Consider the following 14,626-nt stretch of genomic DNA (forward strand, 5'->3'; position numbering starts at 1 on the left):
TCGGTGTTTTTTTTAACCAATAGCATGTAATACAAACATAGCTAAGAATAAGCATGTAATGATATACATAGATGGTGCGACTTCTTTACGCTTTCCAAGAGCAACTTTTAAGATAGGGTAAGCAATAAATCCGAACGCAATGCCATCAGCGATACTATATGTGAGCGGGATCATAACGATAATTAAGAATGCTGGAAATCCTTCTGAAAAGTCATTCAGAGGAATTTGTTGGATGCTTGTAATCATCAGCCCGCCAATAATAATTAAGATTGGTGCAATGGCACTATCAGGAATTAATTTGACAAATGGAAGAGCAAACAGTGATGCAAAGAATAGCAACCCAGTAACGATAGACGTCAGACCTGTCTTACCACCTGCAGTAATACCTGCGGCACTTTCTACTGTTGAAACGGTAGGACTTGTGCCAAATAGACCACATGTCATTGCTGAAATTGCATTGGCTTGGTAAGCACGTGGGAATTTACGATCATCTTCTAATAAACCGTGCAGAAGTCCCATGTTCTCAAAGATAAGCACCATGCTTAAAGAGAATGTTGCAATCCAAAATGGTAAAGAAGAAAGTTTCCCAAATGACATAGCTCCAAACACATCACCGTAATTAGCGAATGAGAATGAACTATTTCCCACTTGACTCGTATCCACAAGACCAAATAGCCAGGCGATACCAGTTCCTATTGCAATCGTCCATAAAAAGTTTCCACGTACGTTACGAATAAATAATACAAGTGCAATGATAAGAGTAAGTAATGTCGCAAGAACGACAGGATTACTTAATTTCCCCATTGCCACAGCAGTATTTGGGTTCGAAACGACTAAACCACCTTTTTGCAATCCGATAAACGCTAAAAATAATCCGATGCCGACAGTAATCGCTTCCTTTAATGACTTTGGAATTGATACTGATAGCACGCGAGCGATTGGTGTAAAAGCGGCAATTGCAAAAATAATACCAGAGATAAAGACAGCAGCCAATGCTTCTTGCCAAGTTAGTCCAAGCGTATGCACAGCTGTGTACGTGAAGAATGCATTTACACCCATACCCGGGACAAGAATAGCAGGTGCATTTGCCCAAAATGCCATGAGTAGACATCCGACAAATGAACTAAAAACAGTTGCTAAAATTCCAGCTTCAAGAGGAATGCCAGCATCTGATAAGATTGACGCATTTACAATCATAATATATACGATTGTGAAAAATGACGTAACTCCAGCTAAAACTTCTTGTTTTGGTGATGTTTCGTGTAAACCTAATTTAAATGTTCTTTCAAGTATTCCTTTCATGTTAAACCTTCTTTTTCATATCCCTCTCCCACCCGTGATATCTCTTTTGTAAGAGCTCACCGTTCTTTATTATATCAGAACATCATGTTTTTACAACAAGTAAAATGATAACGTTTACTTGTAAAGAGAATTCGTTATAAATACGTAAAAATAGCCCGTATGGATGAAATGATTTCTAATTCACCCGATTGAATGGGCGGGGCTGCTTGCGCATGTAAAGTAGCATAAGACGTAACCTCCCGTGGTAATTGGGCAGATTCTTCAACGAATGAGAGGGGAACAGGATTAATATTTAAATTATATGTACTCGCAATAGCACGAGCTTTTTCTACTGCTTGGTGCAGAGCTTGAATGAGAGCTTGCTCATAATATTTATTTGGATGAGATACTCGGAAACGTAAACCTTTTGCTACATTTGCGCCATTTGAAACGGCTATATCATATACTTCCCCAGCTTTTTGTACATTTAAAACGGTAATTTCATACAAATGCTCCACGCGGTATCCTTGTAGCAATGCTTTATCATTTACATATTCGTATTGAGGAGTGATCGTATAAGAAATCGTTTCTATATCTTTATCGGCAATACCAAGCTGTTTAAGTGCATCCAGCAACTGTTTGGATTGCACTGCATTTTCTTCTTGAGCCTGTTTTACATTTTTATCATCTGTTCGAATGCCAAGCGTTAATATAACAACATTCGGTTTTGCTTTAACGACGCCTTCGCCTTGTACAGTAATAGTAGCTTCTTTACCAGTATTAGCTGTGCGTACGTTGTGTAAATAAGGATTCATTCCACCCTGCATTTTCCATCACCATCCTTTTTATATGTATATGTGTGAACAAAAAAGAAATTTATATGAAAAAAGTTACATAAATGAGAATGTTGAGGAAAGAAAGCATGTACAACATAGGTATTTATAGATTATAATATGTGTAAATATGTTAAAAAAGGGACGAGGCTATTGAACGAAAAAAGAGAAACGCTGATTTTAGATTTATCTGCATCATTTCGAAAAATGATACGTTTATTACAAAATGATATTAATACACGTTTTGCAGAACATATGCCATATAATGAATTTTCTGTATTACGTGCGTTATTTTTAAAGAGTCCACAGATGGCTTCGCAAATTGCGAGTGAAGTAAACGTAACCTCCAGTCATATTACAGCTGTTACAGATCGTCTCGTACGAAAAGGATTAGTAGAAAGAAAACGTTCTAATTCAGATCGTCGAATCGTGTATTTAGAAATTACAGAGCACGGAAGAGAAGTAACTGAAAAACTTGAAGCTGTGCGTAAAGAATATTATAAAGAGAGATTTAAAGGTTGGAGCGACCAAGAAATAGAAATGGTCTTAGAACTATTTGGCCGCGTATTATAATAAATGAGGATAGGAAGCGAAAGCATTCCTATCCTTTTTCTTTTGAATAAAAATATTTTGAAACTCCGATACTTTAATTAAAAGATCGGAGGAAAGATTATGAAATATATTGCTGCACTTACCATTTTATTTGGTGGTTTTTTCTATTTTCAAACATTTACGTACGCAGATACGCCTATCCAAGTGGTACGAAAAGAAGTGAAGTACATTGAAACCGATAATACAGTCTTATATTCGAAATTATGGGTTCGTTCTATGCAAAACGCAGTATTATTCCACCATAGCGATAATATTCGTAATCAGGACACATTACGTAATGTAACAAGTTCATCGCTTGTTAAAGCGAAACAACTACCTTTTCAGAAAGCAGCACTCTATATACCGAGACTATCGCAATACGTATCAAAAATAGGAAAAGAAAATATTCAAGTGTACTACATTGCGATTCACTATAATGTGAAAAAAGAAAATGCATATCAATTAGATGGCATGAACTATTTTCTACAAGTATTTGTGAAAGAGCGTGGGGAATGGAAAATTGCTGAAAGTGTAGTTGCACCGACAGAGCAAATTGTGCAAAATGGTGATGGATTTGGGATGAAAGAAGAGATGGTGTATGGGGATAGGAGAGAGAATGTGAAATAACCTCCTTTAAAAGGAGGTTATTTCACACGCCAAGAAAATTTGAATTTTAATAAGCAAGATAATAGTAGGTAGACTATCGTACTGGTCCCTATAAAACCAATATAATAATTTACGATAGAATGACTTCCGCCCGCTGCCATTCCTCCAAACATTCCAATAAAGGTTACACAACATATCATACATAGTGTTTTAAGCTTCGGATATAATAGAAAGTTTCCGTTTTGTTCATTAGGTGATCTTGTATATAAGTACATTCCTAAAGGTAATAGAATAAGTATATTTACGATTGGACCGATAAGTTTTGTTGCTGAAGGAATATACGTAAAATTAGGTTCATCATGACGTACGCCTTGTTGATCAGTATAAGCACGTTGAGGATCGTAATTAAAATTAATATTGAATCCGCGAACTGGCGCTAAAATACTCACTTTTTCTATTACTGAACCGTAACGATCTACATTTTCCTCCGTATAGACGGGATGATTGGAAATAAGTCCAACCGTATGAATAGAAATAGCCCCGGCAATTAGAGTCGGCAAAATAAAAGGGAATCCAAGTATAGCAACACTGAAAAATCCTTGTGAAATCATATTACCAGCAATTGTTCCTATGCATAATGCAAGTGTATATATAGCAATTAAGATAATAACCATGTATAAGAAGTAAGTATGAAATGGTGAAAATATTTGATACTTATTATGAAAGGTTGTCTTTTTCATAATAGCAAAAAGTCCCCAATTTAGTATAACGATAGCTACAATATTACACACACCAAAAAGCCATTTCGTTATGAAGAGATGTGTTCGTTTAAATGGCATAGACCATAAAATGTCACTTGATTGATTTTGACGTTCCCATCCAATAAGAATACAGGCTAATATAATAAGGAGTCCTCCTTGAACCATAATAGCATCGGGAAGTGAAAGTTGATAATTATATCGGTATATATATTTCCATTCATTATGTTCATGAAAATATTTTAATTGCTCGGCAGCTGCTAAATAGTATTTATATGATAGTACATAAAAACTTACTAACCAAAATAGCCAAACAATATATTTACTTTGTTTGTAGGTATGCACCCATAATGCTTTTTGAAACATAGGATCTCTCCTTTAAAAAACTTTATAGTTTGTAAGACGTGATAATATAAAATAAGTGACGATTCCAAATAAAAAGAATCCAACATAGTAACTAAATAATAAATCAAAACGTTTTAACATTTGCCCACCTATTAATGCAAAATAAAAGGTAGTACCCCACATCCAGAGTGAGTTGTATTTTGGAAAAAGGAAAATTTTCTTATTATGTTCATTAGGTGATCGTGCATAAAGAAACATACCAATTAGTAAGCTGGAAATAGTATAGAAGATAGGAACAAGTATTACTTTTGCAGAGTAGTAACTATGAAAAGTGGGTCCCCTTTGTATTACTTTTCCATGATCTTCATCTGATTGGACAGTAGGGTGGTAATTATAACTAATTGAAAAGTCTAATATAGCGCTTGAAATGTTGGTCTTTTTATTGAATTTATAAATGTTTTCGAAATTCGTATAACTTTTATTCCCCTGTATTGCCTCAGCGTGAGCTGTAAAGAAAAGGAGTAAGAGTGAAAAGATTCCCATTCCCATTATGCAAAAAGTAATGCTGAAGATGCTTTGTGAAATAATACTGCCAGTAAATGTACCTATACATAAAGAGACAGTATAGATAGCGATATATGTGAAAATTGCGTACAGGAAATATCGATGAAATGGTTCGAAAGATTGATATTCAAAGTGAATCGTAGATTTATAAATAAAATACATAAGACCCCAATTGATTAGAAATGATAGTACAATGAAAAATCCACCGAAAACCCATTTCGATAAGAACATATCACGTCTTTTAAATGGAAATGTCATAAGTGAATCTCCATTTTGATTACTTCGCTCCCATCCAATTAATATACAGGATAGGATAATTGTAATAATACCTAACCAAAAGTAATTAGAAGAATAAAAAGAATAATGATAGTAGAACTTTTCTTCACCTATTTTTTCTGGATGGAGAAAGAGAGACTGTTGAGTTTCTGCTTCTTGATAGTATTCGAAAGATAAAAAATAAAGTGAACTGAAGAGAAAAAGTAACGCAGCATATTTCCCACGCTTCCAATTCCACATCCACAACGCTTTATGAAACATACCCATCCTCCTCCAGTGTCGTAACGAAGACATCTTCAAGTGACATTGTTAATTCTTCAATAAGTATAGGTTGCTCTTTGTAAAACTTCTCCAGTGTTGTAGCCACATTTCCTTCGATTAAGATTGTATATACTTTTCCTGTTTGATTTAATATTTTAATATTGCTTAAGTTTTCTAGTTTTTGAGGTAGTGAACGTTCATAAGCAACTTGTATTTTAGCAAATCGTGATTTTGCATCGTCTAGTGATGTAATAGACGAGATAGTATGGCCTTTTAATATAATAATTGTATCTGCAATTTGTTCTACTTCATCTAAATGGTGAGTGGAGATGAAAATGGTAATCTCTTTTTCTGCAACTTCTCCAACGAGAAACTGTAAAATTTTCCTTTTCACGATAGGATCAAGTCCATTTGTCGGTTCATCTAAAATGATATATTCTGCCTTTGTAGAAACGGCTAAAATGATGGCGAGCAGTGCTTTCATTCCTTTTGAGTAACTACGAATTCGTTTATTTGGTAAGTTGAAATGTTCTAGTAGTTCATAGAAATATGGTTCATCAAATGCTGTATAAACTGATTTATAAAACTTCACGATTTCTTTTACTGTATAACCGTTCAGCATGTTAGTAGAATCCGGAACATATACGATTTTTTGTTTCGTTTCAGGATTTTTATGGATGTCGATATCCTCATATGTAACAGTTCCCTCGTCTGGGTCTAAAATACCGACCATCGTTCGCAATAAAGTTGTTTTTCCCGCGCCATTTCTTCCGAGTAATCCGATGATACTCCCTCTTTGCAATGTGAAAGAAACATCGTCTAAAATTGTTTGATTATCAATTGTTTTCTTCAAGCTTGTCACTTTCAACATCCGTATTCCCTCCAATCTCTTTATAGTATGAATCTATCCAATCATGAATTTTATCTTTCGTAATACCAAGATAAGAGGCTTCTAATAGTAATTGATGAAATTGCTTTTCAACCATAGCGATTTTCCTTTCGTCTAATGTTGGGGTAATCGATTGGGATACAAATGTTCCTTTTCCTCGTAACGTTTCAATAATTCCTTGTCGCTCTAACTCTTGATACGCTTTACTCACTGTATTTGGATTTATAACGAGTAAAGAAGCGAGTTCGCGTACAGAAGGAAGTTTATCACTTGGAGCCAACATGTTTTTCAATACGAGTTCTTTTATATTTTGAACAATTTGTTCCCATATCGGAGTGTTGCTTCTTGGGTCAAGTTGAATATGCAAGAGCAATGTCTCCTTCCTCATATGTATTAAGTGTACTACTGTGTGTAATACACTTAATACAATATAGGGGACGAATGTATTTGTCAACTGAAAATGTTAGAAAAATTTGGTATTAAAAAAAGGTAAATTGGAAAAAATAGGTCTGATATAGAATGGAGGGTTAGTCATGAAGCGAGTTTTTGGAATACTTGTTTGTTTCATGTTATTGCTTTCTGGAACTTCAGTGAGTTTCGCACAATCTGAGAAAACGAAGCAGGAGAAAACAGAAGAAACAACACCGAAGTTAGCGGAACAAGCGTCGTCAGCAATCGTAATTGAGCAAGATACAGGTAAAGTTTTATTTGATAAAAACCCAAATGAAAAATTACCACCTGCTAGTATGACAAAGATTATGACAATGCTTTTAATTATGGAACAAGTTGAAAAAGGAAAACTAAAACTGACCGATAAAGTTAGAGCGAGCGAACATGCAGCTTCAATGGGTGGATCGCAAATCTTTTTAGAACCTGGGGAAGAGATGACTGTAAACGAGATGTTAAAGGGTATTGCAATTGCATCTGGAAATGACGCATCTGTTGCAGTAGCCGAGCATATCTCAGGTTCAGAAGAAGGATTTGTAGATATGATGAACAAAAAGGCGAAAGATCTAGGGCTGAAAAATACACATTTTCAAAACCCAACAGGTCTTCCGGCCAAAGACCATTATTCGACAGCAAATGATATGGCTATAATGGCGAGAGAATTGATGAAGTATCCACTTATTCGTAAATATACAGGTAAGTACGAAGATTATTTACGTGAAGATACGGATAAAAAGTTTTGGCTCGTTAATACGAATAAGCTAGTACGTTTTTATCCTGGCGTAGATGGAGTAAAAACAGGTTTTACGACAGAAGCGAAATATTGTTTAACAGCATCGGCTGAAAAAAATGGCATGCGTGTCATTTCAGTTGTCATGGGAGCACCAACATCAAAAGAACGGAACAACCAAGTGACGAAGCTTCTTGACTATGCATTTGGTCAATATATGACAAAGAAATTGTATACGCGCGGCGAAAAAATTAAGACAGTTCAAGTAGGGAAAGGGAAAAAAGAAAAAGTAGATTTAGTTGCATCAGATAATGTTTCTCTTCTTATGAAGAAGGGCGAGAATATGGACAAGGTAAAACAAGAAGTAATTGCTGAAAAGAAAGTAAAAGCACCGATTAAAAAAGGTGACGCGCTTGGTACACTTGTTATTAAAAAAGATAAAGATGTTTTATTAAAACAAACAATTGTAGCAAAAGAAGATGTTGCTGCAGCGAGCTGGTGGGAGTTATTTAAAAGAAGTTTTGGGATGTTTTCAACATCAAAATAGCGGCAAATATTTTGCCGCTTTTCTATTCGTATGTAAGTGAATAATGCTGAAAGGTTTCACTTTATGACGAAATAGTTCTTCTTTTGTCAGCAGGAAGGATTCTTATTTTGTATCACGAAAATCTTTATGTATGTGAATAAGTAAAGTTTGAGCATAAGGAGGAAATCGTGTGAGTCTTTCCATGCAATTAGAAGTAAAACGTGACGTCCTATGTGTGAGACTAGAGGGTGAATTAGATCATCATACGGCTGAAGAGTTGCGAACGAAAGTAACAGATATGATTGAGACACATGGTGTTCATCATATTGTTTTGAGCCTAGAGAACTTATCTTTTATGGATAGTTCTGGTCTAGGTGTTATATTAGGCCGATATAAACACGTAAAGGGATTAGGTGGAGAAATGGTTGTTTGTGCAATTTCACCGCCTGTTAAGCGTTTATTTGAAATGTCGGGCTTATTCAAAATCGTTCGCTTAGAAGAAAGTGAAGCGCACGCGCTCGCGACGTTGGGGGTGGCATAGATGAGAAATGAAATGAACCTTCAATTTTCAGCATTAAGTCAAAATGAATCGTTCGCTCGCGTTACAGTAGCGGCTTTCATTGCACAACTAGATCCAACGATGGAAGAATTAACGGAGATTAAAACAGTTGTGTCAGAAGCGGTTACAAATGCAATTATTCATGGATACGAAGGAAATGCAGAAGGTATTGTTTATATTTCTGTAATTTTGGAAGAAGCAATGGTGAAACTCACGATTCGAGATGAAGGGATTGGAATCTTTAACTTAGATGAAGCGAGACAACCCCTTTTTACAACTAAACCTGAATTAGAGCGTTCCGGAATGGGATTTACTATCATGGAAAATTTTATGGATGAAGTAGAAGTTATTTCAAACGAATCTTTCGGGACAACAATCCATTTGACAAAATACTTATCAAATAGTAACGCTCTATGCAATTAAGGAGAATAGCCTATGGACATAGAGGTCAAAAATGAGAAGAAGAAACCTCAGTTAAAGGACCACGAGCTAAAAGCGTTAATTCAAAAAAGTCAAGATGGAGATCAACAAGCGAGAGATACAATCGTTCAAAGTAATATGCGCCTCGTTTGGTCGGTTGTACAGCGGTTTCTTAATCGAGGATACGAACCAGACGACCTATTTCAAATTGGATGTATTGGGCTCTTGAAATCGGTAGATAAATTTGATTTATCTTTCGACGTGAAATTTTCAACATATGCAGTTCCAATGATTATTGGTGAAATACAACGTTTCTTACGTGATGATGGATCAGTGAAAGTTAGTAGGTCTTTAAAAGAAACAGGAAACAAAATTCGAAAGATGAGAGATGAGCTTTCGAAAGAATTCGGAAGGGCTCCAACGATTAATGAAGTGGCAGAGGCACTAGAACTAACGCCAGAGGAAGTTGTTCTAGCACAAGAAGCGAGCCGGGCCCCTTCGTCTATACATGAAACTGTATATGAAAACGATGGAGATCCAATCACTATTTTAGATCAAATTGCAGATCAATCTGAAACGAAATGGTTCGATAAAATTGCTTTAAAAGAAGCGATTAGAGAACTAGATGAACGAGAGCGCTTAATTGTATACTTGCGTTACTATAAAGATCAAACACAGTCAGAAGTAGCAGAGCGCATAGGCATTTCGCAAGTACAAGTTTCAAGACTTGAAAAGAAAATATTAAAACAGATGAAAGATCGAATAGACGAATAATTGTCTATTCGATTTTTTTATGCCGTTAATAGGAGAGAGATGTTAATTTTCGCAAAAATTAACAGAATTTATTGATAATTTAGTCAATTTAAAATATAATCCAAGTATGAACTTGTCATAAAGGGGGAAGGAAACATGGAAACGAGGCAACAATGGGGAACGAGAGCTGGATTTATTTTTGCAGCGGTCGGATCTGCCGTTGGATTAGGAAACATATGGCGTTTTCCTTATACAGCGTATGAAAATGGAGGAGGAGCATTCTTTTTACCGTACTTATTTGCATTATTAACGACTGGTATTTCATTGTTAGCGTTTGAGTTTGCCCTTGGTCATCGTCATCGTGGTTCAGCACCACTTACATTTTTCCGTATTAGCCCGCGTGCCGAATTTATTGGATGGTGGCAAATGTGCGTAACATTTATCGTTTCAACATATTATGCAGTGATTATTGCTTGGTCTATATCGTATACATACTTTGCAATTACTGGAGCATGGGGAAAAGACACGCAATCATTTTTATTTAAAGAGTACTTACATGTTGCAGATAAGCCAGGGCAATTTGGAGGACTTGTACCGGAAGTATTAATTCCATTAGCTCTCGTTTGGATTATTGTGCTTGGCGTTGCATTTAAAGGAGTTAAAAAAGGAATAGAAGTTGTTAACCGTATATTTATTCCTTTATTAGTTGTTATGTTCCTTATTATCGTCGTTCGTGCAGTGACGATGGAAGGTGCTATGCAAGGACTAGATGCATTCTTTAAACCAGATTGGAGTCGTATTTTTGATGGGAAAGTATGGCTTGCTGCTTATGGTCAAATATTCTTTAGTTTATCTTTAGCATTTGGAATTATGATTACGTATTCTAGTTATTTACCGAAAAACTCGGATACAACAAATAATGCCTTTATTACTGGATTTGCAAACTCAGGATTTGAATTATTAGCAGGTATTGGGGTCTTTGCAGCTCTTGGATTTATGGCGAATAATATGGGAGTACCGGTTGATAAAGTAGCAAGTGCTGGCGTTGGGCTTGCGTTCGTAGTATTTCCGCAAATTATTAATGAATTGCCGATGTCACCGTTGTTTGGTGTATTATTTTTCTTATCGTTAACGGTTGCTGGAATCACATCACTTATTTCACTCGCGGAAGTATGTTTTGCCGCTGTATCTGAAAAATTCAGTTTAAGTCGGGAAAAAACCATTGGAATTATGGGAACCCTTCTCGTGTTAGTTTCTCTTGTATTTGCAACACGTGGTGGGCTTATGTTCTTAGATGTTGTCGACTATTTCGCTAATAATTTCGGATTAATTACAATTGCACTTGCGGAAGTAGTGACGATAGGGCTCATTTTACGTCATTTACCAGTTTATCAAAATCATGCAAACTTTGTATCTGATATTAAATTAGGAACGTTTTGGAGAGTGAGTTTACTCGTTATTACTCCGCTTATGTTAGGGTATATGCTAATTGATGGTACAATCCAAAATATTAAAAAGAATTATGGAGATTATCCGACTGAGTTTGTTGTAACGTATGGTTGGTCGATAGCAGCAGCCTTCCTTATCGTTGCGCTAATTATTAGTCTAAAGAAATGGAATGCACAAATACATTCGGATTCTGCCAAGCTTGAAAAAGAATGGAAAGATCGAGGTGTTTCATAATGAGTGGATCAGCAATTATGATGATGGTTATTGGAATAGTAGTCATTTGGGGAGGGCTTGCATTAAGTATTGCAAACTTATTTAAGAAAAAGGCATAAGTAAAAAACATCTGTACCGAAATGGTGCAGATGTTTTTTTATGAAAAAATTGTATTAGAAAAAAATTCAATAACCATACTACAACTACGAGGAAGAGTGAAGGGGTGAATGAAAGTTGGAACAAACGATTTATATTAAAATGCGCAATCGTTTAAAAGTTTCTCCTACTTATGAAGTAAAGCTGGGCGATGTTGCTCAACTTGCCGGAGATTCTTCCGTAGTTGAGTTGTTACAAAATGAGATAGTTTACAAAATAACAGCGCATGATAAGACGCATGTTGTAATTGATGTTATGAAAGTAATTGAGATTATTCAACAGAAAGCATCTCATCTACAAATTAATTTACTCGGTTCTGGACAAACTCTTGTTGAAATTATATACGAAAAAAAGAAGACACACCCAATTTTTTTCGGGCTTGTATGGCTGTTACTTTTCATTGGAGCGGCCCTTGCGATCATTTATTTCCATGAAGATGTAAGTATGCAACAAGTACATCAACGGTTATATTACATGATTACTGGAGAATTTAATGCGCAACCACTTTTATTTCAAATTCCTTATTCTTTAGGTCTTGGCTTAGGGATGGTTTTATTCTTTAATCATGTATTTCAAAAGCGAATTAATGAAGAGCCGAGTCCGCTAGAAGTTGAGATGTTTCAATACCAACAGTCACTTGATCAGTATGTAATCGTTAATGAAAACAAGGATAATATGAAACAACTTACCGATGATTGAGTCTGGATTTGTTATTTTAATTGGTTTAGCTGGAGGGATTGCGGTAGGTAGCGGATATGTCGCATTTTTAGCTGTACTTGGTATAATCCCCCGTTTAGCCCAATTAACGAGAAGTGGAAAGCATATTCAATATTTTGAGTGGGCAGTCATTGCAGGTACTTTAACAGGGGCTTGGTGCAGTTTGAAAAACATTACATTTCAAACGTCGCAATATTGGCTCGTTATATTAGGGATATTTTGTGGCACGTTCATTGGAATGCTTGCTGCGGCATTAACAGAGGTGTTAAATGTTCTGCCTATTTTAGCGAAACGAGTAGGGGTGGAGGGGAAGATTATTGTTTTACTCGTTGCTCTTGTACTTGGGAAAGTAATAGGCTCGTTGTTTCACTGGATTTATTTCGTAAAGTAGGAGGCAGTATATAAATGACAAGTCAGAAATTGAAGGATGATTACATAAATAAAGTGAAGGAGTATCATCCAAAGCCAAACTATTTACTAAATTGTATCAAAGCATTTCTTGTAGGTGGACTCATTTGCACAGTTGGAGAAGTATTGATGAAATTTTATATACATTATTTTCACTTCAGTGAACAAGAGGCAGGAAACCCAACTGTTGCAACCCTTGTTTTATTATCCGCGATTTTAACAGGGTGTGGTGTATATGATAAAATCGGTCAATTTGCTGGAGCAGGATCAGCGGTACCGGTAACAGGATTTGCAAATTCTATGGCGAGCGCTGCCTTAGAACATAAGAGCGAAGGGGTTGTTCTAGGGATTGCTACAAATATGTTTAAACTGGCAGGAAGTGTGATTGTATTTGGGGTTGTTGGTGCATATATCATTGGGTTAATAAGGTATACCTTTAAAATTTTTATGTCTTAAAGGAGGGGCTAGTATGAGGTTGACCGGAAAACAAACGTGGGTATTTCAAAATGATATATATGTGAATGCAACGGGTACTGCTGTCGGTCCGAAAGAAGCTGAGGGCCCTCTTGGGAAAAAATTTGATATTTCATATGATGACTTGCATTGTGGAGAAGAAAATTGGGAGCTCGCCGAACGAAGATTAATGTCAGACTCAATTCAACAAGCAGTGCAAAAAGGGAATATAAAAACATCGCAAATTGATTTCTTTTTAGCGGGAGATTTATTAAATCAAACAGTGACAGCAAATTATGTTGCGCGTAAGTGGGGCATTCCTTTTTTAGGAATGTTTAGCGCTTGTGCAACGTCTATGGAGACTTTAGCAGTTGGCTCAGCTTTTATAGACGGTGGATTTGCAAATCGTGTCTTAGCTACAGTAAGCAGTCATAATGCAACGGCTGAAAGACAATTTCGCTATCCAACAGAGTACGGTGGGCAAAAACCAGGGACAGCAAATTCAACTGTGACTGGTGCAGGATCTATATTAATTAGCAATGAAAAAAGTGCAATTAAAATTACGTCAGCTACAATCGGAAAAGTGCAAGATTTAGGAATTACAAATCCTTTGGATATGGGGGCAGCGATGGCTCCAGCAGCAGCTCATACAATTCAACAACATTTTGAAGATTTAAGAAGAAGTGCCAATGATTATGATTTGATTGTTACGGGTGATTTATCAGCTGTTGGGACGCCGATTGCGAAACAACTTTTACTTGAGGAAGGTTATGATCTTGGGCATATATACAATGATTGTGGATTGATGATTTATGAATCAAGTCAAGAAGAAGTGTTTGCAGGTGGTAGTGGTTGCGCTTGTTCAGCAGTTGTTACGTATGGCCATTTATTACACGAGATGCAAAAAGGGAATTTACAACGAATTTTTGTCGTTGCGACTGGTGCATTATTAAGCCCGATGATGATGCAACAGAAGGAAACGATTCCAACAATTGCACATGGTGTCGTATTTGAGAGAGTTAAAGGAGAGTGAATTGTGGATTTTATATATGCATTTCTTGTAGGTGGAGCTATTTGTTTAATTGGGCAACTATTGTTAGATTTCGTAAAGTTAACACCAGCTCATTTAATGGCAACTTTTGTAGTCATCGGAGCAATTTTAGATGGATTTGGATTGTACGATAAACTAATAAAATTTGCAGGTGCTGGAGCGACAGTCCCTATTACAAGTTTTGGACATTCACTATTGCACGGAGCAATGCATGCAGCAGAAAAACATGGATATTTAGGAATTGGTATTGGCATGTTTAGTTTAACGTCTGCGGGCATTTCCGCAGCGATATTGTTTTCATTTTTTATAGCACTTATATGTAAACCGAAAGGATAAATCA

Annotated in this window: 19 protein-coding genes; 13 read left to right on the forward strand and 6 right to left on the reverse strand. The window is 36.1% G+C overall.

Annotation, left to right across the window (positions count from 1 at the left end):
• Positions 1-12: 12 nt before the first annotated feature.
• Together QO049_RS09610 and QO049_RS09615 are read right to left on the reverse strand one after the other, a co-directional pair.
• A complete protein-coding gene (locus QO049_RS09610; protein ID WP_000676240.1) occupies positions 13-1,302 on the reverse strand; it encodes an NCS2 family permease in 1,290 nt (429 codons plus the stop codon).
• 134 nt (positions 1,303-1,436) lie between these two features.
• The gene (locus tag QO049_RS09615) at positions 1,437-2,108 is read right to left on the reverse strand and encodes an SIMPL domain-containing protein (protein WP_001161448.1); all 672 of its coding nucleotides are present in this window, start codon (positions 2,106-2,108) and stop codon (positions 1,437-1,439) included.
• Positions 2,109-2,267: 159 nt separating this feature from the next.
• Here QO049_RS09615 and QO049_RS09620 point away from each other — a divergent pair, with 159 nt between their 5' ends.
• Positions 2,268-2,687: a MarR family winged helix-turn-helix transcriptional regulator gene (locus QO049_RS09620; RefSeq protein ID WP_001003305.1), complete on the forward strand. Its 420-nt coding sequence runs from the start codon at positions 2,268-2,270 to the stop codon at positions 2,685-2,687.
• Between the two features lie 99 nt (positions 2,688-2,786).
• Positions 2,787-3,332 (forward strand): hypothetical protein, encoded by a 546-nt coding sequence (locus QO049_RS09625; protein WP_000873784.1) that lies wholly within the window; start codon positions 2,787-2,789, stop codon positions 3,330-3,332.
• 17 nt (positions 3,333-3,349) lie between these two features.
• Here the strand turns inward: QO049_RS09625 and QO049_RS09630 are convergent, their stop codons facing one another.
• From QO049_RS09630 to QO049_RS09645, 4 genes are read right to left on the reverse strand one after another with little or no spacing between them, the layout of a single operon-like run.
• Positions 3,350-4,435, reverse strand: coding sequence for an ABC-2 transporter permease (locus tag QO049_RS09630; protein WP_098294556.1), 1,086 nt, complete (start codon positions 4,433-4,435; stop codon positions 3,350-3,352).
• 12 nt (positions 4,436-4,447) lie between these two features.
• The gene (locus tag QO049_RS09635) at positions 4,448-5,515 is read right to left on the reverse strand and encodes an ABC transporter permease (protein WP_284489261.1); all 1,068 of its coding nucleotides are present in this window, start codon (positions 5,513-5,515) and stop codon (positions 4,448-4,450) included.
• Positions 5,505-6,386 carry an ABC transporter ATP-binding protein gene (locus tag QO049_RS09640; protein WP_000922147.1) on the reverse strand — a complete coding sequence of 294 codons (882 nt, stop codon included), beginning with the start codon at positions 6,384-6,386 and terminating at the stop codon, positions 5,505-5,507. Before QO049_RS09640 ends, QO049_RS09635 begins: the two co-directional genes overlap by 11 nt.
• Positions 6,352-6,771, reverse strand: coding sequence for a GntR family transcriptional regulator (locus QO049_RS09645; RefSeq protein ID WP_000548027.1), 420 nt, complete (start codon positions 6,769-6,771; stop codon positions 6,352-6,354). Before QO049_RS09645 ends, QO049_RS09640 begins: the two co-directional genes overlap by 35 nt.
• A 166-nt stretch (positions 6,772-6,937) precedes the next feature.
• On the opposite strand from QO049_RS09645, the gene dacF reads away from it, so the two are divergent.
• The 11 genes from dacF to spoVAE all read left to right on the forward strand — a co-directional run bounded on the left by dacF (position 6,938) and on the right by spoVAE (position 14,622).
• On the forward strand, positions 6,938-8,128 hold the full coding sequence (gene dacF / locus QO049_RS09650; RefSeq protein ID WP_284489262.1) for a serine-type D-Ala-D-Ala carboxypeptidase DacF: 1,191 nt from the start codon (positions 6,938-6,940) through the stop codon (positions 8,126-8,128).
• A 169-nt stretch (positions 8,129-8,297) separates the two neighbouring features.
• Complete coding sequence (gene spoIIAA, locus QO049_RS09655) at positions 8,298-8,648, forward strand: anti-sigma F factor antagonist (RefSeq protein ID WP_000059135.1); 351 nt, start codon at positions 8,298-8,300, stop codon at positions 8,646-8,648.
• Positions 8,649-9,089 carry an anti-sigma F factor gene (gene spoIIAB, locus QO049_RS09660; protein ID WP_001243398.1) on the forward strand — a complete coding sequence of 147 codons (441 nt, stop codon included), beginning with the start codon at positions 8,649-8,651 and terminating at the stop codon, positions 9,087-9,089.
• Between the two features lie 12 nt (positions 9,090-9,101).
• A complete protein-coding gene (sigF, locus tag QO049_RS09665) occupies positions 9,102-9,860 on the forward strand; it encodes an RNA polymerase sporulation sigma factor SigF (RefSeq protein ID WP_000350729.1) in 759 nt (252 codons plus the stop codon).
• Between the two features lie 135 nt (positions 9,861-9,995).
• Positions 9,996-11,522, forward strand: a complete 1,527-nt coding sequence (locus tag QO049_RS09670) for a sodium-dependent transporter (protein WP_246961096.1) — start codon at positions 9,996-9,998, stop codon at positions 11,520-11,522.
• A complete protein-coding gene (locus QO049_RS09675) occupies positions 11,522-11,620 on the forward strand; it encodes a methionine/alanine import family NSS transporter small subunit (RefSeq protein WP_000016826.1) in 99 nt (32 codons plus the stop codon). The genes QO049_RS09670 and QO049_RS09675 overlap by 1 nt, the downstream gene beginning before the upstream one ends.
• A gap of 115 nt (positions 11,621-11,735) precedes the next feature.
• Complete coding sequence (locus QO049_RS09680; RefSeq protein WP_000438366.1) at positions 11,736-12,356, forward strand: stage V sporulation protein AA; 621 nt, start codon at positions 11,736-11,738, stop codon at positions 12,354-12,356.
• Positions 12,349-12,765, forward strand: coding sequence for a stage V sporulation protein SpoVAB (gene spoVAB, locus QO049_RS09685; RefSeq protein WP_000572936.1), 417 nt, complete (start codon positions 12,349-12,351; stop codon positions 12,763-12,765). The genes QO049_RS09680 and spoVAB overlap by 8 nt, the downstream gene beginning before the upstream one ends.
• Positions 12,766-12,779: 14 nt before the next feature.
• A complete protein-coding gene (gene spoVAC / locus QO049_RS09690; protein ID WP_000203810.1) occupies positions 12,780-13,238 on the forward strand; it encodes a stage V sporulation protein AC in 459 nt (152 codons plus the stop codon).
• A 13-nt stretch (positions 13,239-13,251) separates the two neighbouring features.
• On the forward strand, positions 13,252-14,268 hold the full coding sequence (gene spoVAD / locus QO049_RS09695) for a stage V sporulation protein AD (RefSeq protein ID WP_246961093.1): 1,017 nt from the start codon (positions 13,252-13,254) through the stop codon (positions 14,266-14,268).
• A 3-nt stretch (positions 14,269-14,271) separates the two neighbouring features.
• Complete coding sequence (spoVAE, locus tag QO049_RS09700) at positions 14,272-14,622, forward strand: stage V sporulation protein AE (RefSeq protein ID WP_000345904.1); 351 nt, start codon at positions 14,272-14,274, stop codon at positions 14,620-14,622.
• The last annotated feature ends 4 nt before the right edge of the window (positions 14,623-14,626 follow it).

It is taken from the genome of Bacillus sp. RB3 (assembly GCF_030164735.1).
In the GTDB taxonomy this organism is placed as follows: Bacteria; Bacillota; Bacilli; order Bacillales; family Bacillaceae_G; genus Bacillus_A; species Bacillus_A cereus.